Source organism: Rhodococcus sp. NPDC054953 (assembly GCF_053609225.1).
The window spans coordinates 36,525-62,559 of sequence record NZ_JBSGXD010000005.1 but is presented as its reverse complement, the minus strand read 5'-3'; the positions used below and the strand labels follow the sequence as shown (position 1 = coordinate 62,559).

At 69.9% G+C, this 26,035-nt stretch carries 24 protein-coding genes and 3 tRNA genes; 12 read left to right on the top strand and 15 right to left on the bottom strand.

Annotated features, from left to right (window positions below):
* Nucleotides 1–17: 17 nt before the first annotated feature.
* Nucleotides 18–1,652 (bottom strand): DAK2 domain-containing protein, encoded by a 1,635-nt coding sequence (locus ACWF62_RS05405; RefSeq protein ID WP_452629570.1) that lies wholly within the window; start codon nucleotides 1,650–1,652, stop codon nucleotides 18–20.
* Nucleotides 1,653–1,866: 214 nt separating this feature from the next.
* Here ACWF62_RS05405 and rpmB point away from each other — a divergent pair, with 214 nt between their 5' ends.
* On the top strand, nucleotides 1,867–2,058 hold the full coding sequence (gene rpmB / locus ACWF62_RS05400) for a 50S ribosomal protein L28 (RefSeq protein ID WP_378506586.1): 192 nt from the start codon (nucleotides 1,867–1,869) through the stop codon (nucleotides 2,056–2,058).
* Nucleotides 2,059–2,173: 115 nt separating this feature from the next.
* Nucleotides 2,174–2,971 carry an enoyl-CoA hydratase/isomerase family protein gene (locus tag ACWF62_RS05395; RefSeq protein WP_378506585.1) on the top strand — a complete coding sequence of 266 codons (798 nt, stop codon included), beginning with the start codon at nucleotides 2,174–2,176 and terminating at the stop codon, nucleotides 2,969–2,971.
* A 92-nt stretch (nucleotides 2,972–3,063) separates the two neighbouring features.
* On the opposite strand, the gene ACWF62_RS05390 is transcribed toward ACWF62_RS05395, so the two are convergent.
* Nucleotides 3,064–3,759, bottom strand: a complete 696-nt coding sequence (locus ACWF62_RS05390; RefSeq protein WP_452629568.1) for a uracil-DNA glycosylase — start codon at nucleotides 3,757–3,759, stop codon at nucleotides 3,064–3,066.
* A 243-nt stretch (nucleotides 3,760–4,002) separates the two neighbouring features.
* On the opposite strand from ACWF62_RS05390, the gene ACWF62_RS05385 reads away from it, so the two are divergent.
* Nucleotides 4,003–5,448: a DUF1254 domain-containing protein gene (locus ACWF62_RS05385; RefSeq protein WP_452629567.1), complete on the top strand. Its 1,446-nt coding sequence runs from the start codon at nucleotides 4,003–4,005 to the stop codon at nucleotides 5,446–5,448.
* Nucleotides 5,449–5,457: 9 nt separating this feature from the next.
* Here ACWF62_RS05385 and ACWF62_RS05380 read toward each other — a convergent pair whose 3' ends face one another.
* Complete coding sequence (locus tag ACWF62_RS05380; RefSeq protein ID WP_378506582.1) at nucleotides 5,458–6,366, bottom strand: thiamine-phosphate kinase; 909 nt, start codon at nucleotides 6,364–6,366, stop codon at nucleotides 5,458–5,460.
* Nucleotides 6,367–6,567: 201 nt separating this feature from the next.
* Between ACWF62_RS05380 and ACWF62_RS05375 the strand changes: the two genes are divergently transcribed.
* Together ACWF62_RS05375 and ACWF62_RS05370 are read left to right on the top strand one after the other, a co-directional pair.
* Nucleotides 6,568–6,801, top strand: a complete 234-nt coding sequence (locus ACWF62_RS05375; protein ID WP_378506581.1) for an Lrp/AsnC ligand binding domain-containing protein — start codon at nucleotides 6,568–6,570, stop codon at nucleotides 6,799–6,801.
* A gap of 35 nt (nucleotides 6,802–6,836) precedes the next feature.
* Complete coding sequence (locus ACWF62_RS05370; protein WP_378506747.1) at nucleotides 6,837–7,430, top strand: DUF3515 domain-containing protein; 594 nt, start codon at nucleotides 6,837–6,839, stop codon at nucleotides 7,428–7,430.
* Between the two features lie 161 nt (nucleotides 7,431–7,591).
* Here the strand turns inward: ACWF62_RS05370 and ACWF62_RS05365 are convergent, their stop codons facing one another.
* Both ACWF62_RS05365 and ACWF62_RS05360 read right to left on the bottom strand, forming a co-directional pair.
* Entirely contained in the window at nucleotides 7,592–8,698 is a 1,107-nt protein-coding gene (locus ACWF62_RS05365; RefSeq protein WP_452629566.1) for a D-alanine--D-alanine ligase family protein, read from the bottom strand.
* A gap of 51 nt (nucleotides 8,699–8,749) precedes the next feature.
* The gene (locus ACWF62_RS05360) at nucleotides 8,750–9,748 is read right to left on the bottom strand and encodes an NAD(P)H-dependent glycerol-3-phosphate dehydrogenase (protein WP_378506579.1); all 999 of its coding nucleotides are present in this window, start codon (nucleotides 9,746–9,748) and stop codon (nucleotides 8,750–8,752) included.
* A gap of 119 nt (nucleotides 9,749–9,867) precedes the next feature.
* Here ACWF62_RS05360 and cofC point away from each other — a divergent pair, with 119 nt between their 5' ends.
* The 3 genes from cofC (at nucleotide 9,868) to ACWF62_RS05345 (ending at nucleotide 13,790) form a co-directional block, all read left to right on the top strand.
* The gene (gene cofC / locus ACWF62_RS05355) at nucleotides 9,868–10,527 is read left to right on the top strand and encodes a 2-phospho-L-lactate guanylyltransferase (RefSeq protein WP_378506578.1); all 660 of its coding nucleotides are present in this window, start codon (nucleotides 9,868–9,870) and stop codon (nucleotides 10,525–10,527) included.
* A gap of 124 nt (nucleotides 10,528–10,651) precedes the next feature.
* Entirely contained in the window at nucleotides 10,652–12,817 is a 2,166-nt protein-coding gene (locus ACWF62_RS05350; protein WP_378506746.1) for an RNA degradosome polyphosphate kinase, read from the top strand.
* Between the two features lie 28 nt (nucleotides 12,818–12,845).
* Nucleotides 12,846–13,790: an NUDIX hydrolase gene (locus ACWF62_RS05345; RefSeq protein WP_378506577.1), complete on the top strand. Its 945-nt coding sequence runs from the start codon at nucleotides 12,846–12,848 to the stop codon at nucleotides 13,788–13,790.
* 68 nt (nucleotides 13,791–13,858) lie between these two features.
* On the opposite strand, the gene ACWF62_RS05340 is transcribed toward ACWF62_RS05345, so the two are convergent.
* The 3 genes from ACWF62_RS05340 to leuC form a co-directional block, all read right to left on the bottom strand.
* Nucleotides 13,859–14,578 carry an HU family DNA-binding protein gene (locus tag ACWF62_RS05340; protein WP_378506576.1) on the bottom strand — a complete coding sequence of 240 codons (720 nt, stop codon included), beginning with the start codon at nucleotides 14,576–14,578 and terminating at the stop codon, nucleotides 13,859–13,861.
* 153 nt (nucleotides 14,579–14,731) lie between these two features.
* Nucleotides 14,732–15,346, bottom strand: a complete 615-nt coding sequence (leuD, locus tag ACWF62_RS05335) for a 3-isopropylmalate dehydratase small subunit (protein WP_378506575.1) — start codon at nucleotides 15,344–15,346, stop codon at nucleotides 14,732–14,734.
* Between the two features lie 28 nt (nucleotides 15,347–15,374).
* Nucleotides 15,375–16,808, bottom strand: coding sequence for a 3-isopropylmalate dehydratase large subunit (gene leuC / locus ACWF62_RS05330; RefSeq protein ID WP_378506745.1), 1,434 nt, complete (start codon nucleotides 16,806–16,808; stop codon nucleotides 15,375–15,377).
* A gap of 159 nt (nucleotides 16,809–16,967) precedes the next feature.
* Between leuC and ACWF62_RS05325 the strand changes: the two genes are divergently transcribed.
* The 3 genes from ACWF62_RS05325 to ACWF62_RS05315 all read left to right on the top strand — a co-directional run bounded on the left by ACWF62_RS05325 (nucleotide 16,968) and on the right by ACWF62_RS05315 (nucleotide 18,574).
* Nucleotides 16,968–17,687 (top strand): IclR family transcriptional regulator, encoded by a 720-nt coding sequence (locus tag ACWF62_RS05325; protein WP_378506574.1) that lies wholly within the window; start codon nucleotides 16,968–16,970, stop codon nucleotides 17,685–17,687.
* 100 nt (nucleotides 17,688–17,787) lie between these two features.
* Entirely contained in the window at nucleotides 17,788–18,285 is a 498-nt protein-coding gene (locus ACWF62_RS05320; protein WP_378506573.1) for a PPOX class F420-dependent oxidoreductase, read from the top strand.
* A gap of 121 nt (nucleotides 18,286–18,406) precedes the next feature.
* Nucleotides 18,407–18,574, top strand: a complete 168-nt coding sequence (locus ACWF62_RS05315; protein ID WP_378506572.1) for a DUF5302 domain-containing protein — start codon at nucleotides 18,407–18,409, stop codon at nucleotides 18,572–18,574.
* A 58-nt stretch (nucleotides 18,575–18,632) separates the two neighbouring features.
* Here ACWF62_RS05315 and ACWF62_RS05310 read toward each other — a convergent pair.
* The 5 genes from ACWF62_RS05310 to ACWF62_RS05290 all read right to left on the bottom strand — a co-directional run bounded on the left by ACWF62_RS05310 (nucleotide 18,633) and on the right by ACWF62_RS05290 (nucleotide 21,442).
* Nucleotides 18,633–18,705, bottom strand: a tRNA-Glu gene (locus ACWF62_RS05310).
* A gap of 30 nt (nucleotides 18,706–18,735) precedes the next feature.
* Nucleotides 18,736–18,811 (bottom strand) — tRNA-Glu (locus tag ACWF62_RS05305).
* Nucleotides 18,812–18,897: 86 nt separating this feature from the next.
* Nucleotides 18,898–18,969: transfer RNA gene (locus ACWF62_RS05300), tRNA-Gln, on the bottom strand.
* Between the two features lie 139 nt (nucleotides 18,970–19,108).
* On the bottom strand, nucleotides 19,109–20,581 hold the full coding sequence (gene gltX, locus ACWF62_RS05295) for a glutamate--tRNA ligase (RefSeq protein ID WP_378569967.1): 1,473 nt from the start codon (nucleotides 20,579–20,581) through the stop codon (nucleotides 19,109–19,111).
* Between the two features lie 87 nt (nucleotides 20,582–20,668).
* The gene (locus ACWF62_RS05290) at nucleotides 20,669–21,442 is read right to left on the bottom strand and encodes a fumarylacetoacetate hydrolase family protein (protein WP_378506570.1); all 774 of its coding nucleotides are present in this window, start codon (nucleotides 21,440–21,442) and stop codon (nucleotides 20,669–20,671) included.
* Between the two features lie 76 nt (nucleotides 21,443–21,518).
* On the opposite strand from ACWF62_RS05290, the gene ACWF62_RS05285 reads away from it, so the two are divergent.
* A complete protein-coding gene (locus ACWF62_RS05285) occupies nucleotides 21,519–22,718 on the top strand; it encodes an MFS transporter (RefSeq protein WP_378506569.1) in 1,200 nt (399 codons plus the stop codon).
* A 232-nt stretch (nucleotides 22,719–22,950) separates the two neighbouring features.
* Here the strand turns inward: ACWF62_RS05285 and ACWF62_RS05280 are convergent, their stop codons facing one another.
* Complete coding sequence (locus ACWF62_RS05280; protein WP_452629565.1) at nucleotides 22,951–23,964, bottom strand: 3-isopropylmalate dehydrogenase; 1,014 nt, start codon at nucleotides 23,962–23,964, stop codon at nucleotides 22,951–22,953.
* Between the two features lie 95 nt (nucleotides 23,965–24,059).
* On the bottom strand, nucleotides 24,060–25,652 hold the full coding sequence (gene serA, locus ACWF62_RS05275; protein ID WP_378506567.1) for a phosphoglycerate dehydrogenase: 1,593 nt from the start codon (nucleotides 25,650–25,652) through the stop codon (nucleotides 24,060–24,062).
* Nucleotides 25,653–26,035: the final 383 nt, after the last annotated feature.

Genomic DNA, 26,035 nt, shown 5'->3' with positions numbered 1-26,035 from the left:
CGTCCTGCCTCGAGGTCCTACTCGACGCCGACCTGCAGCAGGTCGCCGTCCTGTCCGCCGGGATACACGTGCACCTCGACGCCGGGATGGTGCAGCGCGACATGGTCGACAAGGGCGTCGGCGAGCACAGCGGGCGCCTGTGCCCCCACCAGCAGCGTGACCAGTTCCCCGCCGATGCCGAGCACCTGGTCGAGGAGCCTGCGCCCGGCGTCGGCCGCGTCGGCGGCGATGACCACCACCTCGTGCCCGATCAGGCCGAGTCCGTCACCGGCCGCGCAGGTACCCATCAACGTCAGCGCGCGCTCCCTGGCGACGCGCACCGAGCCCCACCGGGTGGCCGCGGCCGCCTCCGACATCGCAAAGGCGTCGTCGGCGGCGGCCCGGCCGTCGTCGTGCACGGCGAGCGCCGCGAGGCCCTGCACCGTCGACGAGGTCGGCAGCAGCAGCACCGAGCGGTGGTCGTCGCGGGCGGCCGCGCCGACCGTGACCAGTTCCTGCGCGGGCAGCGCCCCGTTCGGCAGGACCAGCACCTCCGCGCAGTCGAGACCGCGGATCGCGGTCAGCAACCGCTGCGGGGTAACCGGCGGGTTCGCGCGCAGCACCCGCGCACCCTCGGCGGCGAACAGGTCCGCGGCACCGTCGCCGTCCACCACCGCCAGAATGCGCCTGCCCGTCGTCGGCGGGTGTGCCGCCTGCCGCGACCCGCGCAGCGCGTCGAGCGCGAAGCAGGCGATCCGGACCCGGCGCACGGACCCGGCCTCCAGACCCGCCTCGACGGCGGCGCCCGGGTCGACGCAGTGCACGTGCACCGTCCACGCCCCGGCACCATCGCCGACGATGATCACGGAGTCACCGAGGTCACCGAGCCGCAGGCGCAGCGTCCCGACCCGCCGCGCGTCGGAGTCGGTGAGCAGGTACATCACCTCGTAGTCCTGACCGCTGTGGTCCCCGGCGCAGGGTGCGGGCGGCGCGACGGGCGCCGCCCCCGCCGTCACGGGGGCGTCGAGTGCGAGCCCGGACCGGTCCGGGACGGTCCCGGTGACAACCCCGACGAGCGCATCCAGGATGACAACCAGCCCGAGCCCGCCCGCGTCGACGACACCCGCCCTGCCAAGCTCGGCGAGCTGTTCCGGGGTGCGGGCGAGCGCCTCGACCGCGGCCTCCGCGGCCGCCGTCACCACGGCGCCGAGCGCGGCACCTGCCGGGCGGTCGTCCGCTGCCGCGGCGGCGTGCCGCAGAACGGTGACGATGGTGCCCTCGACGGGGGTGCTGATTGCCTCGGCGGCGAGGACAGCGGCCTCGTTGAGGGCGTTGCGCACGGCGGCGACGTCGAGTCGCTCGCCGCGGGCCACCTCGGCGATCCCCCGAAGCACCTGGGACAGGATCACTCCCGAATTGCCGCGGGCGCCGGTCACCGCTCCGCGGGCGAGGGCCGCGGCGACCGCGGAGGACGGTGCACCGTCCGGTACCGACGCCGCCGCGTCGACCGCGGAGCGCATCGTGAACAGGATGTTGGTGCCGGTGTCCGAGTCCGGAACCGGGAAGACGTTGAGCCGGTTGATGTCCTCGCAGCGGCCGGTCAGCCCCTCGACGCAGCCCCAAGCCCAGCGACGCAACGCCGCACCGTCCAGCTGCTGCAGGGCCTCGCGCACCTCGATGTCGTCCTCCGCGTGACTTCGGTATCATCGGTGCCGCAAGATTAGCGGCAGGGCCCGACAGCCCGCTCACCTCGACGCACCCCACGGAGCCGGTTTGGCCTTTCGGGGGTGCGCCAGCTAATCTGGCACGGTTGCCTGGCACGGGGCGCTCCAGTGTTCCCTGCTCGCAACTGAAAACCATCCGCATCACATCAAGGAGTTCGCGACTATGGCTGCCGTCTGCGACGTTTGCGCCAAGGGACCCGGCTTCGGTAAGTCGGTCTCGCACTCGCACCGGCGTACCAACCGTCGCTGGAACCCGAACATTCAGACTGTCCGGGCCCAGGTTGGAACCGGTACCCGTCAGAAGCTCAACGTGTGCACCTCCTGCCTGAAGGCGGGCAAGGTCGTCCGCGGCTGAGGTTCATCCCAGCATCGACTGTGCCCCCGACACCCTCCGGTGTCGGGGGCACAGTCGTCTGTCGACCACCGGGAGCTGCGCACACCCGGTTCCGGCGCCCCGATAGGGTACAACGGTGACTTCTCTCGACGGCCTTACCCACGTCCGCCTTGTCGGCGACGTGCTTCGCATCGCCATTGCCACCGCCGACAACGGCACCGCACTCGACTCCGACGCGGTCAACCAGGGCACCACCGCGCTGCGCGCACTCGCCGCAGGCGAGATCGCCGCAGGCGCGATCCTGCTCGTCGGTGACGGCGCGAACTTCTGCGCGGGCGGTAACGTCCGGGCGTTCGCCGCCGCCGACGACCGACCCGCCTACATCCTCGGCATCGCCAACGAACTGCACGACCTCGTGCGCTTGCTGGCCGCCGCGACGGTTCCCGTCGTCGCGGCGGTGCACGGCTGGGCGGCGGGCGCAGGCATGAGCCTGGTGTGCGCGGCGGACATCGCGCTCGGCGGCGCCTCGACGAAACTGCGCCCCGCCTATCCCGGAATCGGGCTCACCCCGGACGGCGGCATGTCCTGGAACCTGCCGCGGATCGTCGGCAGTCGCCGGGCCCGCGAGATCCTCCTCACCGATGCCGTCCTCGACGCGGACGAGGCCGTCCGCCTCGGCGTGCTGAGCCGCGTCGTCGCCGACGATGAGGTGCAGGAGCAGGCCCAACAGCTGGCGCAGCGACTCGCGACGGGGCCGACCGCGTCCTACGCGGGCATCAAGGAGCTCCTCGCCCGGTCGGAGGAGTCCACCCTGTCGGATCAGCTCGACGCGGAGGCGGCGGCGATCTCCGCTGCGTCCGGCGGCGCAACGGGCCGCGAGGGCGTCGACGCGTTCGTCGCCAAGCGCGCCCCCGACTTCACGTCCCTGCGCTGACCGCCGACCCGCCCACCCCGCCCGGCCGAGTGAACGGAAGCGTTCAGTCGATCAGATCGACCGAATGATCCGTTCGCTCGGCGGGTGGCAGGTCAGGGCAACCGCCAGTCGACCGGCTTCTCCCCCTGATCCTCGAGGAGCCGGTCGACGCGGCTGAAGGGCCTCGACCCGAAGAAGCCGCGGGACGCGGACAGCGGGGACGGATGCGCGGACTCCACGACCGGGGTGTCCCCCAGCATCGGCTTGAGCGTCCCGGCGTCCCGACCCCACAGGACCGCGACGAGCGGACGCCGCCGCCCGCTCGGATCGGTCCGGTCCACCAACGCGCGAATGGCCTGCTCGGTGACCTCCTCCCAGCCCTTGCGCCGATGGGATGCGGCCTGACCCGGCTGCACGGTCAGCACCCGGTTCAGCAGCAGCACCCCCTGCTTGGCCCACGGTGTCAGATCGCCGGTCGACGGGGTCGGGACGCCGAGGTCCGACCCGAGTTCGGTGAAGATGTTGGTCAGGCTCCGCGGCACCGGACGCACCTGCGGCGCCACCGAAAAGCTCAGTCCCACCGCATGTCCCGGGGTGGGATACGGATCCTGACCGACCACGAGGACCCGCACCTCGTCGAACGGCTGGGCAAACGCGCGCAGCACGTGCTCCCCCGCGGGCAGGTAGCCGCGGCCTGCGTCGTTTTCGGCGCGGAGAAACTCCCCCATCGCCGCGATGCAATCGGCAACCGGCGCCAACGCCTGCGCCCAGCCTGGCTCGACCAGCTCATCGAGCGGACGGGGCGTCATCGGTGCAGCCCGCGACCGGCGGCGGCCGTCCCACTGCGCCCGAGGCGAGATCGGACCGTGGACGGGCGTTGTCCGCGTGCACTGTTGGTCATGCGGTCAGCCTATCGACGCCCATACGCCCCGGGTGATGGTGCCCCGGCGCGGGCCTGGCCTCCGGATTCACCCCCATCGAGTGAGGCGGCCCTGCCACCGGAATCCCTATCGTGTGGTGACACGGATCGGTTCAGTCGAGAGGTGCTGCACATGGTGAATCACGACACGTCCATTCCCGGTTCGACGCCGCCGGGCCTGACCGACGCGATCGCGTCGATCTCGTCGCCGGACGGCATCGACACCCCGTTCGGGCACCTCCGGTTCTTTGACGGGGTGCCGCTCCCCGACACGGTGACGTCGATCTACGACGCGTTGGACCTGATTCGCGGGATCGACGTGTTCCTCAACTGCGTGCCCGGTGCGTCGCTGGTCGCGTTCCGCCGCGGCCTCCGCACGCTGGGCATCGACTCCCCGCGCACGATCGGCTACTCGGATCCGCGGGCGAATTCACGCGGGCTCGCACTGACTCCGAACACCGAAACCACCTACGGCACCACCTTCCTCGACCTCAAGGCCTGGGGGCCTACGGTGATCGAGGCGCCACCCAACTCGATGTGCGTCGTCGACGACTTCTGGTTCCGCTACGTCACCGACATGGGCATTCCCGGACCCGACCACGGCCTTGGCGGCAACTACCTGTTCCTCCCGCCCGGCTACACCGGCGAGGTGCCGGACGGCTACTTCGTGTTGCGGAGCCCGACCCATACGAACTGGGTCGTGCTGCGCGCGCTCGGCGGCGTCGCCGACATGCAGCGGACCCGGATCTACCCGCTGGGTGAGGCGGATTCCCCGCCAGCCAACGAGTGGGTCAACTGGGTGGAGGAGGCGCCCTTCAACACGGTCCACGCGAACGACCTGTCGTTCTTCTTCGAGATCGACGAACTCGTGCAGGAGGAGCCGACCGAGGCGCTCGACCCGGAACGGGCCGGCCAGCTCGCGGCGATCGGCATCGTGAAGGGCACGCCGTTCGAGCCGGACGACCGGATGCGCGGCATCCTCGATAGCGCGGCCCGCATCGGTGCCGGGATGGCGCGGGCACTGTCCTTCGCGCCGCGGGATCCGGAGGCGTCGCTGTACGGGTCGTGGAACAACGCCTTCGTCGGCGGCAACCACGAATTTCTCCGTGACGGCGCCCGACTTCTCGACGCGCGCACGCAGTTCCACTACATCGCGACCGTCATCACCCCGGCGATGGCGCACGCCAAGGTCGGAGCGGGTTCGGCCTACGCCTACACCGTGCACGACGCGCGCGGGGATATCCTCGACGGCGGCCGCAGCTACCGGCTGCACGTCGACCCCAATCCGCCGGTGAAGAACTTCTGGGCGGTGGACGTGTACGACACCCAGACCCGGTCGCTGATTCAGGTTCCGTCGACGATCTGGCCTGCGGTGGCGAGCAACTCCGGCGACCTGGTCGCCAACGAGGACGGCTCACACGACCTGTTCTTCGGCCCGACCCCGCCCGCGGGCAGGGAATCCAATTGGGTCGAGACGCTGCCCGGCAAGTCGTGGTTTCCGCTGTTTCGCCTGTATGGCCCGCTCGAGCCGTGGTTCGACCAGACCTGGACGCTTGGCGAATTCGAACCGCTCGACTGATCCCGCGGGTCAGCCGAAACTCTGCCAGCCTCCCGACCCCGACCACGCGCGCCCGCCGACGGTGACACCGGCACCGGCCCGCACGACGCCGATGCGGCGCCACCCGTCGGGCAGGGCCGCGCCGCGGGGGAAGGTCGCGAGGAGGGAGTGATCCTCGCCACCGGTCAGCACCCAGGCGGACGGGTCCACGCCCAGCGTCTGGGCGGCGGCACGCAGCGGCGGGTCCGGGGCCAGGGCTGCCGGGTCGAGGTCGACCCGTACCCCGGACGCCGCGCACAGGTGCCCGAGGTCGGCGACGAGGCCGTCGGAGTTGTCCGTCATCGCCGTGGCGCCCGCCTCGGCTGCGTCCGGACCACGGCGGTAGGGAGGCGTCGGAACACGGTGCGCATCAACAAGTTCCGGGAAGTCGCGGTTGTCGGCGACGAGCAGGGCGAGGCCGGCGGCGGACCACCCGAGCCGCCCGGTGACCGCCACCTGGTCCCCGGGTCGGGCACCCGCCCGCAGCACCGCGTCGCGGCCTCGCAGGTCGCCGAGCACCGTGAGGGACAGCACCACCTGATCGGACTGGACGGTGTCCCCCCCGACCACCCCGGCGCCGAGCGCGGACGCCTCCGCCCAGATCCCCTCGCTCAGGGCGTCCGCCACCCGGATCGGGGTGTCCGGCGGGCAGCCGAGCGAGACGAGGAACGCGGTCGGCCACGCCCCCATCGACGCAATGTCCGCGGCGTTCTGCGCGGCCGCCTTCCGCCCCACCTGCTCGGGGGTGGACCAGTCGAACCGAAAGTGCCTGCCCTGCACCAACATGTCCGAGGACACCACCACCCGCCCGTCGGCGGCGCGCACGACGGCGGCGTCGTCGCCCGGTCCGAGATCCGTGGTGTCCGGCTGGACGCGTCCGGCCACCGCCCGGTCGATCACGGCGAACTCCCCGAGATCCGCAACGGTGGGTCCGCGGTCCGGGAACTGCTCCGAAGCCGGTGTGTCGATGACGGGCCTTTCGTCGAAAGCGGTCGCGGTACCCTGGGAGGCGGCCGGGACTCGATCCGGCCGAGCACGACAGCCAGGGCCACCGCGACTCTACCGAGGCGGCGGGGCCCTGCACTGGGAAGGGGCCCACCGGTGGCGCAGGCGTACATACTGATCCAGACCGAGGTGGGCAGGGCGACGGTGATCGCCGACCGCATCCGGCAGTTGCCGGGGGTGCTGACCGCGGAGGACGTGACCGGCCCCTACGACGTGGTGGTCCGTGTCGATGACGGGGCTGGCTCCGGGTTCACCCCGGTCGTCGAGCGGATCCAGCGGGTCGCCGGAATCACCCGCACCCTCACCTGCGAGGTGGCCACGACCGCGTGAGCATCCCGTCACCAATCCCCGACGACAACAATCCCCTGAACGAAACGGCACAGAACAGCACCGTGAGCACCACCGACGCCACCGATCCGTCCGATACCCGCCGCAGCCCCGCCCTGATCGCCGCCGCGGTCGCGCTGCCCGTCGCGCTGGTCGGGGGCATCGTCGTCGCGGCCATCGTGGCGAACCGCAACCCGGCGCTCGATCCGGTCGCGCTCGGCCCGGTGCCCGCGCCCGCGTCCGGGTCCGCCGAATGCACCGCACTGATCGACACGCTGCCGGACCGGTTGGGCGACTTCAGCCGCGCCGAACTCGTGGATCCCGCCCCGGAGGGCGCAGCGGCGTGGCAGTCGGCCGACGCGCAGGAGATCGTGCTGCGGTGCGGCCTCGACCGGCCGAGCGAGTTCGACGCGGCCAGCGCGTTGCAGCTCGTCGACGGTGTGCAGTGGTTGGAGATTCCGGGCGACGAGGGCCTCGATGCCAGCACCTGGTTCGCCGTGGACCGGGGCGTGTACGTCGCGGTGACCATCCCGCACGGGCTTGGCCCGACGCCGCTGCAGGACACGTCCGCCGCGCTGTCGGGCGCCCTCGAGGCGACGCCGATCGACCCGGCGCCGATCCCCAACCCCTGATCGCGTCCCTCGATCAGTCGGCGGGCCCGGAAACGGTGCCCCCACCGCCGAGTGAACGGCACGTTCAGTCGATTAGATCGACTGAACGCTTCCGTTCACTCGGGGTGGGGGCGGGTCGGGGTGGAGGGGACCTCGGGGCGCTCGGGGCGGCTCGGGGCGCGTTAGCGCAGGCCGGTCCCGCGCGCGAGCGCGGTGTCGACGAGCGTGGACACCAGCGTCCGGTAGTCGACACCGGCCGCGTCCCACATCCGCGGGAACATCGAGATCGCAGTGAACCCCGGCATCGTGTTGATCTCGTTGATGACCGGGCCGTTCTCGGTGACGAAGAAGTCGACGCGGGCGAGGCCCTGGCAGTCGAGTGCCTCGAACGCGCGCACCGCGATCGCGCGGATCTCGTCGCCGACGGCGTCGTCCAGCTTGGCGGGCACGTCGAACTCGCAGATGTCGTCGAGATACTTGGTGTCGAAGTCGTAGAACGCGCCGTCATCGTCGGTGACCTCGGGCATGCGGATCTCCGCGACGACGCTCGACCGCACGGTGCCGTCCGGGAACTCGAGGACGCCGCATTCGACCTCGCGGCCGATGATCGCGGCCTCGACGATGACCTTCGGGTCGTGACTGCGGGCATGCGCGATCGCCGCATCGAGCCCGTCCCAGCTGGTGACCCGGGTGATGCCGATCGAGGAACCCCCGCGGGCGGGCTTGACGAAGACCGGCAGCCCGAGCGCCTCCCGGTCCGCCGCGGTCACCGTCGCGGCACCCGGCCGCAGCACCACCTGGTGGCCGATCGGCAGCCCCTCTGCGGCGAGCAGCTTCTTCGTGAACTCCTTGTCCATGCCCGCCGCGCTGGCCAGCACGCCGGGACCGACGTAGGGCACACCGGCAAGCTCAAGGAGGCCCTGGATGGTGCCGTCCTCGCCGTAGGCGCCGTGCAGCACCGGGAACACGACGTCGACGGACGCGAGGATCTCACCGGCCCGCTCGGGGTCGAGCGCGACCACCGCGCCGGGCCGGGTGGGGTCCGCGGTCAGCGTCAGGGCGGCACCCGACGCGTCGACGGACGGCAGCGCGCGACCGTCGATGGTCAGCGTGTCCGGGTCGGTGGAGCCGAGCACCCACGCACCGTCCGGGGTGATGCCGATCGGCACCACGTCGTAGACGTCCGGATCGAGGTTGCGCAGGACGCTGCCCGCGGACACGCAGGACACCGAATGCTCGCTGCTTCGGCCACCGAAGACGACCGCGACCCTGGTACGAGGATTGTTCACCCGGAAACCCTACCGTTGGCGGCGGGCGGTCGGCGCACGCGGGTTTGCGACCTACTCGGGTTTGATTCGGCGGCCGAGCAACATGCCGACCGCCTCGGGCACGGACAGTCCCTCGTGGCAGACCTTGTGGACGGCGTCGGTCAACGGCATCTCCACGTCGTGCCGTGCTGCCAGCGCGCGCACCGAGGTGCACGACTTGACGCCCTCGGCCACCTGCCCCTTGGTCGCGGCCTGGGCACTGGCCAGGGTGCCGCCCTGCCCCAGGTGCGCGCCGAAGGTTCGGTTCCTGGAGAGCGGCGACGAGCAGGTCGCCACCAGGTCCCCGACACCGGCCAGGCCGGCGAGCGTCGCGGGGTTGGCGCCGAGCGCGGCACCGAGCCGGATCATCTCGGCGAGGCCGCGGGTGATGATGGAGGCGTTCGTGTTCTCCCCGAATCCGAGCCCGGACGCCATGCCACACGCGAGCGCGATGACGTTCTTGCAGGCACCACCGATCTCGCAGCCGACCACGTCGACGTTGGTGTACGGCCGCAAATATCCTGTGGCACACGCCTTTTGAACTCCAACAGCCCGATCGTGATCGACGCACGCGATCACGGTGGCGGAGGGCTGACCGACCGCGATCTCGCGCGCGAGGTTCGGGCCGGAGAGCACGGCCACCCGCCCCGGCGGCACTGCCGCGACCTCCGTGATCACCTCACTCATCCGCATCAGCGTGCCCGACTCGATGCCCTTGGCCAGCGACAGCAGGGTCGCGTCCGGTCCGATTGCCGGCGCCCAGCCGGCGAGGTTTTCGCGCAGCGTCTGGGAGGGCACGGCGAGGACCACGAGATCCGCGCCGTCGACCGCCGCGGTGTGATCGCTGGTGGCGGTCACGGTCGTCGGCAGCGCGACACCCTCCAGGTAAAAGGGATTGGCGTGGGTCGTCGTGATCGCGGTGGCGACCTCCTCGCGACGGGCCCACATCGTCACCTCGGTCCCGGCATCCGCCAGCACCTTCGCGAACGCCGTTCCCCACGAACCCGCACCCAGTACCGCCGCCCTGACCATCTGCCCTCCGACCGTTCCCGCTCCATGTTGGCAGTGACGACAGTAGTACCGGGGTGGGGACCGGCGGTGCGCATGACGCCCCCGTGTCCGCCGTCGGTGGCACTGGCAGGATTGGCGGCATGACCGGCGCACCCCCACCCTCGACGGCGGTGCGCGCCCACGTGGTGATCGCCGTCAAGGACCTCGGGCGCGCGAAGTCCAGGCTGGCGTCCCGCCTCGACCGCGCGCAGCGGGCCGCGCTGGTGCTGGCGATGCTGCGCGACACGCTCGCCGCCGCGCGGTCCTCGGATGCCGTCGCGGGTGTCACGGTGATCACCCCGGACGCGGCGGTGGCTGCCGTCGCCGAGACCGCGGGCGCGGCGCACCTGGCGGACCCCGACGAGCACGCCGTCGACCCGTTGAATTCGGTGCTGCACTCGGCCGCTCGGCGGCTCGGCATGCCGGGGGTGCCGATCGTCGCCCTCCAGGGCGACCTGCCGTGCCTGTCCGCGGACGAACTTACCGCCGCGGTGACGGCCGCGCTGCCGCACCGGCGTGCGGTGGTCGTCGATCATCACGGCACCGGGACGGCCGCCCTGATCGCCGCGACGGCGGCCGATCTCGCACCGCAGTTCGGTGCGGATTCGGCGCGCAAACACATCGATTCGGGGGCAGCGGCGTTGACGGGGAACTGGCCAGGGCTGCGCCTCGATGTGGACACGCCAGCCGATCTCGACGCCGCGGCCGCGTTGGGCGCCGGCCCGGAGACGGCGCGGGTGCTTCGCGCGCTCGGGTGGTGAAACGGTCGCTCGACGTTCATCTCGAATCGCCGTCGTCGGATTGTCGCCTCCTCGCCATCTGGGGGATGATCGAGCCGTGAGCAACGGCGAAGGCGCGGGACCCGACACGGCCAAGAAGACGGCGATCGACGGCGAGGTCCTCGGCCCGTCACCCGTCGCCGGACACCTCCCGGTGATCCCGACCGCGCCCCCCGCCGCGACACCCCGGTCGGTCGACGGTTCGGTGGCGCCGCTCCCCGACGATCGCTACCTCAACCGCGAACTCAGCTGGCTCGACTTCAATTCGCGGGTTCTCGCGCTCGCCGAGGACCCGTCCCTTCCGCTGCTCGAGCGGGCCAAGTTCCTCGCGATCTTCGCGTCGAATCTCGACGAGTTCTACATGGTGCGCGTCGCGGGGCTCAAGCGCCGCGACGAGACCGGGCTGTCGGTGCGCTCCGCCGACGGGCTGACCCCGCGCGAGCAGTTGGCGCTGATCGGCGAACGCACCCAGGAGATCGCCGAACTGCACGCCCGCACCTTCCTCGACCAGGTGCTCCCGCAGCTCGCGCGGCAGGGCATCTCGATCATCCGGTGGTCGGACCTCGACGAGGACGAGGCAGGCCGGCTCTCCGAGTACTTCCGGGACCAGGTCTTCCCGGTGCTGACACCGCTGGCCGTCGATCCCGCCCACCCGTTCCCCTACATCAGCGGGCTGAGCCTGAACCTCGCGGTGACGGTGAAGGATTCGTCCACCGGGGGCGAACACTTCGCCCGCGTGAAGGTGCCCGACAACGTGGACCGCTTCGTCCGGGTCACCCGAGCTGACGGACCGGGGGCGATCCCCGCGTTCCTGCCGATGGAGGCGCTGATCGCCGCGCACCTGCACGTGCTGTTCCCCGGCATGGAGATCGTCGAGCACCACGCGTTCCGGATCACCCGCAACGCCGACTTCGAGGTCGAGGAGGACCGCGACGAGGACCTGCTGCAGGCCCTCGAACGCGAACTCGCCCGCCGCCGCTTCGGATCCCCGGTCCGGCTCGAGGTCGCGGACGACATGACCGACCACATGCTCGAGCTGCTGCTGCGCGAACTCGACGTCGACCCCGGCGACGTGATCCAGGTGCCGGGCCTGCTCGACCTGTCCTGCCTGTGGCAGGTGTACGGCGTCGACCGGCCCGCGCTCAAGGACGCCCCGTTCGTCCCCGCCACCCACCCGGCGTTCGGCGAACGCGAGACACCCAAGAGCGTCTTCTCGACGCTGCGCGACGGTGACGTCCTCGTGCACCATCCGTACGACTCGTTCTCGACCAGCGTGCAGCGGTTCATCGAGCAGGCGGCCGCTGACCCGCAGGTGCTCGCCATCAAGCAGACGCTGTACCGCACCTCGGGCGACTCCCCGATCGTCAATGCGCTCATCGACGCGGCCGAGGCGGGCAAGCAGGTGGTCGCGCTCGTGGAGATCAAGGCCCGGTTCGACGAGCAGGCGAACATCAAGTGGGCACGCAAGTTGGAGCAGGCGGGCGTGCACGTCGTGTACGGACTCGTCGGACTCAAGACGCACTGCAAGACCTGCCTCGTCGTCCGGCGCGAGGGGTCGACAATCCGCCGCTACTGCCACATCGGCACCGGCAACTACAACCCGAAGACCGCGCGACTCTACGAGGACGTGGGCCTGCTCACCGCGGCCCCCGAGATCGGCGCCGACCTGACCGACCTGTTCAACACGTTGACGGGGTACTCCCGAAAGGCCAACTACCGCAACCTTCTCGTCGCCCCGCACGGGGTTCGTGCCGGCATCGTTGCTCGCATCCATGCCGAGATCGAGCACCGGTTGGCCGGTCGACCGGCGGGCATCCGACTCAAGGCCAACGCGCTCGTCGACGAACAGGTGATCGACGCGCTCTACCGCGCCTCGCAGGCGGGCGTCCCGGTCCGGGTCGTGGTCCGCGGGATCTGCGCACTGCGGCCGGGGGTGCCGGGCCTGAGCGAGAACATCGAGGTCCGTTCGATTCTCGGCCGGTTCCTCGAGCACTCCCGGATCATGCACTTCGAGGGCGCTGGCGAGTTCTGGATCGGCAGCGCCGACATGATGCACCGCAATCTCGATCGGCGGGTCGAGGTGATGGCCCAGGTCAAGGATCCGCGCCTCACCGGCCAACTCGGCGAGGTTTTCGAGTCCGCGCTCGACCCGACGACCCGGTGCTGGGTGCTGCAGTCCGACGGGCATTGGGCGGCGTCCCCGGCCCGCGGCGAGCAGGTGCGCGAGCATCAGGAGGAACTGATGTGCAGCCGACGCGGCCGCACGGCATAGGCCCCGACCACCCGACAGGAGGAACTCCGTGAGCACGAAGTCGGATGGCCCGAAGGCCGGGTCGACGTCGATCAAGGCGAACATCTTCGCGGCGGGGGCGGTGCTGTGGCGAAAGTCGCCCACCAACCCGTACGAGATCGAGATCGCCCTGATCCACCGCCCCAAGTACGACGACTGGTCCTTCCCTAAGGGCAAGCTCGATCCCGGTGAGACACCGGTGGTTGCCGCGCTGCGCGAGGTCGAGGAGGAGACGGGCCTGAGAGTCCAGCTGGGCAGGCACGTCACCCGGGTCGCCTACGAGGTACCCGGACATCGCAAACGCAAGCGGGTGGACTACTGGGCGGCCGAGGCGCGCGGTGGCCTGTTCGTGCCCAACGACGAGGTCGACGAACTGCGGTGGCTCCCCCCCGAGGACGTTCCGGCCGCACTGTCGTACCCGGTGGATCTCAAGGTGACCCGCCGCTTCCTCAAGGTTCCCGCCGACACAACAACGGTGCTGCTGGTACGGCACGCGAAGGCGGGTCGGCGCACCCGATACAAGGGTGATGACACCCAGCGCCCCCTGGACAAGGTCGGGCGCGGGCAGGCCGAGGCGCTCTCGACGCTGCTGCGGGCCTTCGGCGCCACCGAGATCCACGCCGCCGACCGGGTCCGCTGTGTGCAAACCGTCGAACCCCTCGCCCGCGACCTCGGGGTCGGCATCGGGGTGGAACCGGCGCTGACCGAGGAGTCGTACCTGGACGATCCGGCGACGACGCAGTCCCTCGTGCGCAAGATCGCGGCCCGCGGCGGGGTCCAGGTGATCTGCAGCCAGGGCCGGGTCATCCCCGATCTGTTGCAGCGCTGGGCCGATCGTGACGGTGTCACCCTCCCCGCCGCGCGCAATCGAAAGGGCAGCACCTGGGTGCTGTCGATGTCCGGGGGCCGACTGGTGGACGCGAACCATGTCGACAGCGCCCTCCCCGAGGCCTGAACGGCACTGACACGAAAGAAGAGGGGGACGACGGTTGCCCGTCGTCCCCCTCTTCCGTGCGTCGAGGCCTACCGCTTGCGGGCGGTGGTCTTCTTCGCGGGGGCCTTCTTGGCCGGTGCCTTCTTCGCGGGGGCGGCCTTCTTGGCTGCGGTCGCCTTCTTGGCGGGGGCGGCCTTCTTGGCGGCGGTGGTCTTCTTCGCGGCCGTCGCCTTGGTGGCCGTGGCCTTCTTGGCGGGGGCGGCCTTCTTGGCTGCGGTGGTCTTCTTCGCGGCCGTCGCCTTGGTGGCCGTGGCCTTCTTCGCCGCGGTGACCTTCTTGGCGGGGGCGGCCTTCTTGGCTGCGGTGGTCTTCTTCGCGGCCGTCGCCTTGGTGGCCGTGGCCTTCTTCGCCGCGGCGGCCTTCTTGGCGGGCGCGGCCTTCTTCGCCGCCGTCTTCTTCGCGGCGGCCTTCTTCGCGGGAGCCGCGGCGGCCGCACCACGCTTCACGGCCGGGCCGGACGCGGGCAGCTTCTGCTTTCCTGCGATGACGGACTTGAACTGGGCGCCAGGGCGGAAGGCAGGCACCGACGTCGGCTTAACCTTGACGGTCTCACCGGTGCGCGGGTTACGCGCGACCCGCGCCGCACGACGACGCTGCTCGAAGACACCGAAGCCGGTGATGGTGACGTTCTCGCCGGCGTGCACCGCGCGGACGATGATGTCGACGATGTGCTCGACCGCATCGGTGGCGCTACGACGATCAGACTCCAACCGTTCGGTCAGCTGATCAATGAGCTCTGCTTTGTTCATTGGATGTTCCTCCGCAAACCAATGGCCCATTGACGGACCGACTAGCAAACACGGTAAACCGGAAATGGGCAAGAGTCTATGTGCCACGCCAATTCTCATGCCTCTCTCAGCGGCGTGGCTACCCATTTCCGGCGTCCGATGTGCTTAGCGCCCCTACCCGTCGCTGCCGTCGACCCGGGCCGGAAGGGTGGTCGGTTTCCATGACGGCCTTGACTTTTCGAACTCGGAAATCGCGTCTACCTGGCGCAACGTCAATCCGATGTCGTCGAGTCCCTCCAGCAGACGCCAGCGCGTGTAGTCGTCAATGGCAAAGGGCACCACCAGACTTCCAGCACTCACCGTGCGCGACGTGAGATCCACGACAATTTCCAGACCGGGCTGCTCCTCGAGCGCCTTCCAGAGCAGTTCGACGTCGGACTGCTCCACCTGAGCGGCCAGCAGACCGGCCTTGCCCGCGTTGCCACGAAAGATGTCCGCGAACCTCGATGCGATGACGACCCGGAATCCGTAGTCCGACAGCGCCCACACCGCGTGCTCACGGGAGGAGCCGGTGCCGAAGTCCGGTCCCGCTACCAGTACGGTGCCCTTGTCGTACGGGGCGAGGTTCAGGATGAATCCGGGATCGGCACGCCAGCCGGCAAACAGCCCGTCCTCGAAACCACTACGCGTGACGCGCTTTAGGTACACCGCGGGAATGATCTGATCGGTGTCGACATTGGACCGTCGCAGCGGGACGCCGATGCCCTTGTGAGTGGTGAAGGCTTCCATCGAAATATCTCCTACCTGTTCCGAGTCTCTAGTCGAGGTCCGCCGGCGCCGACAGCGTCCCGCGCACCGCGGTTGCGGCGGCGACGAGCGGCGAAACCAGATGGGTGCGACCGCCCTTGCCCTGCCTGCCTTCGAAGTTTCGATTCGACGTCGACGCCGAGCGCTCACCCGAGGCGAGCTGGTCCGGGTTCATGCCAAGGCACATCGAGCAGCCGGCCTGACGCCACTGCGCCCCTGCTGCCGTGAAGATCTCACCGAGCCCCTCCGCCTCAGCCTCGGCCCGCACCCGCATCGAACCGGGAACGATCAGCATGCGGACCCCGTCGGCAACCTTGCGGCCCTTGAGAACTCCCGCGACCGCACGCAGATCCTCGATCCGCCCATTGGTGCACGAACCGACGAAGACGGTGTCGACGGAGACCTCGCGGAGCGGCGTGCCCGCCTCCAGCCCCATGTAGGCCAGGGCCTTCTCGGCTGCCGCGCGGTCGCTCTCGTCGACGATGTCCTCCGGGTTCGGCACCCGCTCCCCCAGCGGAGCACCCTGGCCCGGGTTGGTTCCCCACGTGACGAAGGGGGTCAGCGCCGACGCGTCGATGTGGACCTCGGCGTCGAAAACCGCATCGTCGTCGGTCTTCAGCTCGCTCCACGCGGCAACCGCGGCATCCCAGTCCGCGCCGGTCGGGGCGTGCGGACGCCCCTTGACGAACTCGTAGGTGATCTCGTCGGGTGCAATCATCCCGGCCCGCGCGCCCGCCTCGATCGACATGTTGCAGATCGTCATTCGGGCTTCCATCGAGAGCTTGCGGATCGCCTCACCGCGGTACTCGAGCACGTAGCCCTGCCCCCCACCGGTACCGATCTTCGCGATCACGGCGAGAATCAGGTCCTTGCTCGTGACACCATCGGCCATCTCACCGTCGACCGTGATGGCCATCGTCTTGAACGGGCGCAGCGACAGGGTCTGCGTCGCCATCACGTGCTCGACCTCGCTGGTGCCGATTCCCATTGCCAGAGCACCGAAGGCGCCGTGCGTGGAGGTGTGGCTGTCGCCGCAGACGACCGTCATGCCGGGCTGGGTCAGCCCCAGCTGCGGACCGACGACGTGCACGATGCCCTGGTCCAGGTCACCCATCGGGTGCAGCCGGACCCCGAACTCCTCACAGTTGCGTCGCAACGTGTCGACCTGAAGTCTCGAAACGGGATCGGCGATCGGCTGATCGATGTCGACGGTCGGGACGTTGTGGTCCTCGGTCGCGATCGTCAGGTCCGGACGACGAAGCTGCCGTCCGGCCAACCGAAGTCCGTCGAACGCCTGCGGGCTGGTGACCTCGTGCACGAGGTGCAGGTCGATGTAGATCAGGTCGGGCTGACGCGCCGAGCCCTCCCCTTCGCCCCGGACGACGACATGGTCGTCCCACACCTTCTCCGCAAGAGTGCGCCCTCTGCTGGCCATGTTCTCCACCTCTTCGTGATCGGTCGGCTCGCGGGTTATGGGCTGGCCCGCCGAGGATCCGACCTCCATCATCTCTCGGTTCGTGGTCGTTGCCATCGTCCTGCCGTGCGCATCCCGCGAGAGTGTCCGATTAGGAATCTCAGAATGCGAGACGCATAATATCGACCTATGAGAAAGCATAGCGTTCCCGAGGCGGTCAGCGGCATCGGGGTTCTCGACAAGGCGATGTCGGTCCTGCACGCCGTCGCGGAGGCGCCGTGCACTCTCGGGGAGCTGTGCACGCGCACCGGCCTCCCCCGTGCGACGGCGCACCGCCTCGCCGTCGGCCTCGAGGTGCACCGACTGCTCGCGCGCGACGCGGACGGCCTGTGGCGCCCGGGCCCCGGCCTGGCGGAACTGGCACCGACCGCACACGACAATCTGCTCGAGGCGGCCGCCCTGGTCCTGCCGCGACTGCGTGAGATCACCGGCGAGAGCGTGCAACTCTATCGACGCGAAGGGGTGCAGCGGGTCTGCGTCGCGTCGATGGAGCCGCCCACCGGCCTTCGCGACACCGTGCTCGTCGGCGCCCGGCTGCCCATGACCGCGGGATCCGGCGCCAAAGTGCTTCTCGCCTGGTCGGATCCACAGGTCCAACGCAGCGTGCTCCCCGATGCCCTGTTCAGCGAGCGGGTCCTCACCGAGGTACGCAAACGAGGGTGGGCCCAGAGCGCGGCCGAACGCGAACCCGGCGTGGCCAGCGTCGCCGCCCCGGTCCGCGACCGCACCGGGAGCGTCGTCGCGGCGATCTCGGTGTCCGGACCGATCGACCGGATGGGCAGACGCCCCGGCGCCAGGTGGGCGGCGGACCTGCTCGCCGCCGCGGAAGCGCTGCACAAGCGCCTCTGAGTGGGATTCGGCGCCCATCCCCTCCCCCGGCGGACACCCACGTGGCACAGTGCTGCGTGAGAACACGTTCCAGAAAATCCGAAACCGGAGGACCGTCGCAGTGGGCACCAACCAGCGGGCACAGGTCACGATGACCGACGCCGAGATCACCGAGTTCGTCGAACACAGCCGCGTCGCAACGATGGCCACCATCGGCCCGCACGGCGCACCCCACCTGATTGCCATGTGGTACGCGATCATCGACGGCGAAGTGTGGTTCGAGACGAAGGCGAAGTCGCAGAAGGCGGTGAACCTGCGCCGCGACAACCGCATCACGGTGATGATCGAGGACGGCCACACCTACGACACCCTGCGCGGCGTCTCGTTCGAGGGCACCGCCGAGATCGTCGAGGATCCCGACGCCCTGTGGTCCGTCGGCGTGAGCATCTGGGAGCGGTACACCGGCCCGTACCGCAAGGACGTCGATCCCGCGATCGAGATGATGCTCAACAAGCGAGTCGCGGTGCGGGTGAAGCCGGACCGAGTGCGGTCGTGGGACCACCGCAAGCTCGGCCTGCCGTCGATGCCGCTCGGCGGCAGCACCGCCGAATTTCTCTGACACCGCCCCCGCCCGACCGCATCCGTGCCGCGAAATATTGCCGCGACGGGGGCACGTCGGCGCGGTACGGTCACGGTGCGACCCCATCCACCGGAGATCGACGATCGAGGAGGACCGCACCGTGACCGAATCCGAGAGTGAACACATCAAGGAGCAGTTCCGGGAGGCACTCGAGCGCAAGAGTCATCAGCACTCGATGCACGGCAACGCACCGGCAGGCGATTCCAAGATTCACAACTCGCATGGCCCCGCCGACCACAAGCGTGAGTTCCGCCGCAAGAGCGGCTGACGGACGTTCCCGTCCAACGACGAAAGACCCTCCGGATACCGGAGGGTCTTTCGTTTTGTAGCCCCGACGGGATTTGAACCCGCGCTACCGCCTTGAGAGGGCGGCGTCCTAGGCCGCTAGACGACGGGGCCAGGACTTGCAGACGATCGGCACGCTCTCCGTGGTAGCCCCGACGGGATTTGAACCCGCGCTACCGCCTTGAGAGGGCGGCGTCCTAGGCCGCTAGACGACGGGGCCAGGGAACGTGCCGTGTACTGCATGGCAACCCGGCGAACGGCCGCTGTGCTGTCGAAACAGCACAGTGAACACTCACCGAATTTCCGCTGGGGTACCAGGACTCGAACCTAGAATGGCTGAACCAGAATCAGCTGTGTTGCCAATTACACCATACCCCAATGGCTTCTCCCGACGGCCTCCGCTGCGCGGCGGTTGCTGTCGTTCGAACCGAGGAGAACTTTAGCAAAGCCCACCCGCCATTCTCCAAATCGGCTGGTCAGGGGCCCAATCTGAGCCACCCGACCAGCCGGCGGAGGGTCAGACGATGCTCGCGCGGGCCGCCAGCAGGCGGCCGAGGGTCTTCTCGCGGCCCAGCAGCTCCATCGACTCGTACAGCGGCGGGCTGATGTGCGACCCGGTCAGCGCGACCCGCACCGGAGCAAACGCCTTGCGCGGCTTGAGCTCCAAACCGTCGATCAGCGCGGCCTTGAGGGCGGCCTCGAGGTCGGCGGTCGCCCACGCGCCGAGCCCGTCCAGTGCGGCGATGGTCGCATCCAGCACCGGCGCCGCGTCGGCGCCCAGGTTTTTCGCTGCGGCGGCCTCGTCGATCGCGAAGTCGGCGTCGGGGACGAACAGGAACTTGAGCAGGTCCCAGGCGTCCGACAACACCACGATGCGGGTCTGCACGAGCTCCGCGGCGGTGTCGAACTGCTCGGCCGTCACGGCGTCGACGGGGTGACCGTGCGCGGTCAGGTACGCGCGGAGCCGGGCCGCGAAGTCCGCGGAGTCGAGCAACCGAATGTGCTCGGCGTTGATCGCGTCGGCCTTCTTCTGGTCGAACCGCGCGGGATTGGAGTTGACCTTCGCGATGTCGAAGGCCGCGACCATCTCGTCGAGCGAGAAGACGTCGCGGTCGTCGGCGATGCTCCAGCCGAGCAGGGCCAGGTAGTTCAGCAGCCCCTCGGGGAGGAAGCCGCGGTCGCGGTGAATGAAGAGATTCGACTCGGGATCCCGCTTGGACAGCTTCTTGTTGCCCTGCCCCATCACGAACGGCAGGTGCCCGAACTCCGGTGTGAAATCGGCGACACCGATGCGCCGCAACGCCTCGTACAGCGCGAGCTGCCGCGGCGTCGACGACAGCAGGTCCTCGCCGCGCAGCACATGGGTGATCTTCATCAGCGCGTCGTCAACGGGGTTCACGAGCGTGTAGAGCGGGATGCCGTTGCCACGGGTGAGCGCGAAGTCCGGGACCGTGCCCGCCTTGAACGTCGTCTCACCGCGGACCAGGTCCACCCAGGTCAGGTCGTGGTCGGGCATGCGCAACCGGATCACCGGCTTACGCCCCTCGGACCGGTACAGCTCCCGCTGCTCCTCGGTCAGGGTGCGGTCAAAGTTGTCGTACCCGAGCTTGGGGTCGCGGCCTGCCGCGTGATGCCGCGCCTCCACCTCCTCCGGCGTCGAGAAGGACTCGTATGCCTCGCCCGCCTCGACCAGCTTCGCGACGACCTCGAGGTGCAGATCGCGGCGCTGCGACTGCCGGTACGGCTCGTGCGGCCCCCCGACCTCGGGGCCCTCGTCCCAGGTCAGGCCGAGCCACCGCAGCGCGTCGAGGATCGCCTGGTACGACTCCTCCGAGTCGCGCGCCGCGTCGGTGTCCTCGATGCGGAAGACGAACTTGCCGCCGTGATGCCGCGCGTACGCCCAGTTGAACAGGGCGGTGCGGACGAGCCCGACGTGCGGGGTTCCGGTGGGAGACGGACAGAAACGGACGCGCACTTCGCTGGTGGTCATGGCTCACTTGGGTTGGAGGAGGACGGTCTCGTTGAGACCGCGGGTCCCTCCCAGATTAGTCCTCCCCCGCACCGTCGGGCCGCCCGATCAGCCTTTCGCGACGACGGGGTTGGTGAGCGTCCCAATCCCCTCGACGGTCACGCTGACGCTGTCGCCCGCGACGATCGGCCCGACGCCTTCCGGTGTTCCGGTCAGGATGACGTCGCCCGGCAGCAGCGTCATGACCGCTGAGATCCACTCGATGATCTTCGGAATATCGTGCAGCAGTAGCGAAGTGCGGCTGCGCTGCCTGAGTTCGCCGTTCACCTCGGTGCGGATCTCGACGTCGGAGGCGTCGAGGGTGGTCTCGATCCACGGCCCCAACGGGCAGAACGTGTCGTGCCCCTTCGCCCGGGTCCACTGGCCGTCGTGGCGCTGATGGTCACGCGCGGACACGTCGTTGGCGACGGTGTAGCCGAGCACCACGTCGAGCGCCTTCGCCGCGGGCACATCCTTGCAGGGGCGGCCGATGACAATGGCCAGCTCACCCTCGTGGTGGACCTCGCTGGAACTCGGCGGCAGCACGATCGGTGCGCCGGGGCCGACGATCGCGGTGTTGGGCTTGAGGAAGATGACCGGATCGGCGGGCGCCTCGCCGCCCATCTCGGCGGCGTGCGCGGCGTAGTTCTTGCCGATGCAGATCACCTTGCTCGCGAGGATCGGGGCGAGCAGGCGCACGTCCGCGAGGGGCCAACTGCGGCCGGTGAACGTCGGGGTGCCGAACGGATGCTCGGCGATCTCCTTCGCCGTGCGCGCGTCCCCCTCCCCCTCGATCGAGACGAAGGCGACCCCATCCGGGCTGGCAATTCGACCTAGGCGCATGCCCGAATCCTAGACCTATTCCATATTTTGGGACATCAATTTCACTACATGAGAAGCACGGTCGTAGCGTGACGTCATGACCGATACCGCGCAGCACACCGTCAGCACCACGCGCCGCGCGGCGATGCTCGGGCTCGGCGTCGCCGCCCAGGCCGCGCAGGCGGTCCTGGTGAACGGGACCGCGTTCCTGATCCCCACGCTGCACGACGAGTACGGCCTCACCCTCGCGCAGGCCGGCACGCTCGCGTCGGCACCGATCGTCGGCGTGATGCTGACCCTGGTCGCCTGGGGCGCGCTGGCCGACCGATACGGCGAGCGCGTCGTCCTGGCCGCCGGGCTGGCGCTGGCCGCCGCGTCCACCACCGCCGCCACCGTCGTCACGGCCCTGCCCGCACTCGCGGTGCTGCTGGCGTTCGGCGGCGCAGCGGCCGCCGCGGCCAACGCCGCCAGTGGACGCGTCGTCGTCGGCTGGTTCCCGCCCCACCAGCGCGGACTCGCGATGGGCATCCGCCAGATGTCGCTGCCGCTCGGTGTCGCGGTCGCCGCGATGACCGTCCCGGTCCTGGCCCGCGATCACGGCATCGGCTGGGCGCTGGCCTTCCCCGCCGCGGCGTGTGCGCTGGCGGCCGCGGCATGCGCGATCTGGATCGCGGATCCGCCGCGGCCCGCGCCCGGTGACGCCGCCGACCTCGGCCTGCTCGCCAACCCGTACCGGACGACCGGCACGCTGCAACGCATCCACGCCACCTCGATCCTGCTGGTGGTCCCGCAGTACGTCGTGTGGACCTACGCCCTGGTCTGGCTGGTGACCGACCGGGGGTGGTCGGAGTCGTCCGCGGGCATCGTCATCACCGCCGCACAGTTCCTCGGCGCGGCGGGACGCGTCGCCGCCGGCGTCTGGTCCGACCGGGTCGGCAGCCGACTGCGCCCCCTGCGGACGGTCGCACTGGCCGTCTCGGTGTCGATGCTCGCCCTGGCGGCGGCAGCGGCGACCGGGTCCCCGGTCGCCGTTGCACTGTTGGTCGTCGCGTCGGTGACCACCGTCGCTCCGAACGGTCTCGCGTTCACCGCGGTCGCCGAGATCGCGGGACCCTACTGGAGCGGCCGGGCACTGGGCATCCAGAACACCGGACAGTTCATCGCCGCGGCGGCCGTCGGCCCGGTCTTCGGCGCGGTCATCGGCGTGATCGGGTTCCCCGCCGCGTTCGCTGTCGCCGCCCTGATGCCCGCCGCCGCGGCACCCCTGGTCCCCACCCACCACCCCGCCCGCACCTGATCCGCCGGCCGAGGCGCGCGCACCGTCCCGACGATCGGACCACCGGGCCCATCCGCTCCACACCGCCCGAGTGAACGGATCATCCGCTCGATCTGATCGACTGAACGGAAGCGTTCAGTCGATCTGGTCGAATGAACGGCACGTTCGCTCGGCTGAACCGGCCTCGGACGACCGGTCCACAGACACACACGCGCCCGCGAGCCGGACGGCTCGCGGGCGCGTGTGGCGCGTACTAGACCGCGGCCGCGATCCGGTCGCCGACCTCGGTCGTGACGATCGGCGCGTCGCCACGGGCAGCGAGATCGGCCTCGACCGCGCGCTCGATCCGCGCCGCGTCGTCCTCGCGACCGAGATGGCGCAACAGCATCGCAGCCGACAGGATCGCCGCGGTCGGGTCGGCGATGCCCTGGCCCGCAATGTCGGGGGCCGACCCGTGCACGGGTTCGAACATCGACGGGTTGGTGCCGGAGGCGTCGATGTTGGCGCTCGCGGCGAGGCCGATACCGCCGGTGACCGCGCCTGCCAGGTCGGTGATGATGTCGCCGAACAGGTTGTCGGTGACGATCACATCGAACCGCGCCGGGTCGGTGACCATGTAGATCGTCGCGGCGTCGATGTGGCAGTACGCGGTCTCGACGTCCGGGTACTCGGCGCCGACCTGCTCCATCGCGCGGGTCCAGATGCGGCCCGCGTTGGAGAGCACGTTCGTCTTGTGGATCAGCGTCAGATGCTTGCGACGCTTCTGCGCCAGCTCGTAGGCGGCGCGGACGACGCGCTCGGCACCGAACCAGGTGTTGACCGACACCTCGGTGGCGACCTCGTGCGGGGTGCCGACCCGGATCGAGCCACCGTTGCCGGTGTACGGCCCCTCGGTGCCCTCCCGGACGACGAGGAAGTCGATGTCCGGGTTCGCGGCCAGCGGCGACGTCGACTCCGGGTAGGTGCGGGCCGGGCGCAGGTTCACGTGGTGGTCGAGCAGGAAGCGCATGTTCAGCAGCAGGCCACGCTCGAGGATGCCGGGGGCAACGTACCGCGGATCACCGATCGCGCCGAGCAGAATCGCGTCGTGCTGACGGATCGACTCCAGCTCCGCGTCCGGCAGCAGGTCGCCGGTCTCGTTGTACCGCTTGGCACCGAGATCGAACTCGGTGGTCTCCACGTCGGGAACCAGCTTCCGCAGCACCTTCAGCGCCTCGGCCGTGACCTCGACACCGATGCCGTCACCGGGGATGACCGCAAGCTTCATGAACACACTCTCTTCTCGTAGCTACTGGGGGTGAATCTGACTGTGGCCGCGACCGTTTCGTCAACGGTCGCGGCCACGTGGTCAGACCGGGACGATCAGGACAGGTCGACCTGCGCCACACGCGCGTCGAGCTGCGAGGTGATCTGCGCGACCTCGGCGTCACCGACGACGCGGTCGACGCGCAGGATCACGGTGGCGCCCTCGCCCTCGGCGTCCTGGCTCAGCGCAGCGGCCTGGATGTCGATGCCCGCCGTGCCGAGCACGGTGCCGAGGATGCCGAGCACGCCCGGCCGATCCGTGTAGTGCACGACGATGTTGTGGCCCTCGGCCCGCAGGTCGAAGCTGCGGCCGTTGACGGCGACGATCTTCTCGACCTGCTGCAGGCCGGTCAGCGCACCGGCGACGGTGGTGACGGTGCCGTCGGCGGCGACCGCGCGCACCTCGACGGCGCTGCGGTGCGTCTGCGCCTCGCTGTGCTTCTCGACCTCGACGGTGACGCCGCGCTGCTCGGCGAGCTGCGGGGCGTTGACGAACGTGACGGCCTCGTCGCTGCTCGCGGAGAACAGGCCGCGCAGCGCGGCGAGACCGAGGATGTCGACGTTCTCGGCGGACAGCTCGCCGCTCGCGATCACCTGGACGTTCTGGACGGCCTCGGTCGACAGCGTGCCGGCGAGCAGGCCCAGCTTGCGGACCAGCTCGAGCCACGGCGCGACCTCTTCGCCGACCGGGCCGCCGGAGACGTTGACGGCGTCCGGCACGAACTCGCCGGCCAGGGCCAGCAGCACGGACTTGGCGACATCGGTGCCCGCGCGGTCCTGGGCCTCGGAGGTGGAGGCGCCAAGGTGCGGGGTGACGACGACGTTGTCGAGGTCGAACAGCTTGGAGTCGGTGCACGGCTCGGTGTTGAACACGTCGAGACCGGCGGCGCGAACCTTGCCGTTCACGAGCGCGTCGTACAGCGCGTCCTCGTCGATCAGGCCACCGCGGGCGGCGTTGACGATGATGACGCCGTCCTTGGCCTTGGCCAGGCGCTCGGCGTTGATCAGGCCCGCGGTCTCCTTGGTCTTGGGCAGGTGCACCGAGATGAAGTCGGCACGCTCGACCAGCTCGTCGATGTCGACCAGCTCGATACCCAGCTGCGCCGCGCGGGCCGCGGGCAGGTAGGGGTCGTACGCGATGAGGTTGGTCTCGAACGCGGCGAGACGCTGCGCGAACAGCTGACCGATGCGGCCAAGGCCGACGACGCCGACGGTCTTCCCGAGAATCTCGGTGCCGTTGAAGCTGGAGCGCTTCCAGGTCTTCTCCCGCAGCGTGCGGTCGGCGGCCGGGATCTGACGGGCGGTCGAGAGCAGCAGCGAGACGGCGTGCTCGGCGGCCGAGTGAATGTTGGAGGTCGGCGCGTTGACGACCATGACGCCGCGACCGGTCGCGGCCGGGATGTCGACATTGTCCAGCCCGACGCCGGCGCGGCCGACGATCTTCAGCTTGGCGGCCGCGGCGAGGACCTCGGCGTCGACGGTGGTCGCGGAACGCACGAGCAGGGCGTCCGCCTCGGGCACGGCGGCCAGCAGGGCGGGACGGTCGGGGCCGTCCACCCAGCGCACCTCGACACCGTCTCCGAGCGCATCGACGGTCGATTGTGCGAGCTTGTCGGCGATCAGGACAACGGGACGGCCATTCTGGCTCACGAGCGAACTCCCTGTGTTAGGTGTCTGGGCGGATCGTCACCGAACCGGGGCGCGGTGCGGTGCCCGCAAAGTTCGTGACCCGGACAGCTTAGTTGCCCCCACAGTTCGGTATCACCCCGCGGGTCGGCAGTACCACATCGTGGACGCGGGAACGATCCGCACGCGCATCACCGGGTGCGCGTGTCGGCCGCCTCGCCCCCGGAAAGCGGACGGGCCCGATGCCCTCCGGAACAGGTGCACTGTCCGGGAGGGCATCGGGCCCCGCGCTACCGCGCCCGTGGGTGGGTTTTTCCCCCACCCGGGGGAAAAACCCCCCCAACGGCGAAAACCCCCCCGGAGTCTCTGTTGTTCGAGATCTTACCCCCCTCCTCCTATTTCGCCCC

Coding starts and splice junctions, on each gene's coding strand:
- ACWF62_RS05325 (WP_378506574.1), top strand. CDS start 16,968: ATGAGAAAGCATAGCGTTCCCGAGGCGGTCAGCGGCATCGGGGTTCTC.
- ACWF62_RS05385 (WP_452629567.1), top strand. CDS start 4,003: ATGGTGAATCACGACACGTCCATTCCCGGTTCGACGCCGCCGGGCCTG.
- cofC (WP_378506578.1), top strand. CDS start 9,868: ATGACCGGCGCACCCCCACCCTCGACGGCGGTGCGCGCCCACGTGGTG.
- rpmB (WP_378506586.1), top strand. CDS start 1,867: ATGGCTGCCGTCTGCGACGTTTGCGCCAAGGGACCCGGCTTCGGTAAG.
- ACWF62_RS05280 (WP_452629565.1), bottom strand. CDS start 23,964: ATGAAGCTTGCGGTCATCCCCGGTGACGGCATCGGTGTCGAGGTCACG.
- leuD (WP_378506575.1), bottom strand. CDS start 15,346: ATGGAAGCCTTCACCACTCACAAGGGCATCGGCGTCCCGCTGCGACGG.
- ACWF62_RS05340 (WP_378506576.1), bottom strand. CDS start 14,578: ATGAACAAAGCAGAGCTCATTGATCAGCTGACCGAACGGTTGGAGTCT.
- ACWF62_RS05285 (WP_378506569.1), top strand. CDS start 21,519: ATGACCGATACCGCGCAGCACACCGTCAGCACCACGCGCCGCGCGGCG.
- ACWF62_RS05360 (WP_378506579.1), bottom strand. CDS start 9,748: ATGGTCAGGGCGGCGGTACTGGGTGCGGGTTCGTGGGGAACGGCGTTC.
- gltX (WP_378569967.1), bottom strand. CDS start 20,581: ATGACCACCAGCGAAGTGCGCGTCCGTTTCTGTCCGTCTCCCACCGGA.
- ACWF62_RS05390 (WP_452629568.1), bottom strand. CDS start 3,759: ATGACGCCCCGTCCGCTCGATGAGCTGGTCGAGCCAGGCTGGGCGCAG.
- ACWF62_RS05290 (WP_378506570.1), bottom strand. CDS start 21,442: ATGCGCCTAGGTCGAATTGCCAGCCCGGATGGGGTCGCCTTCGTCTCG.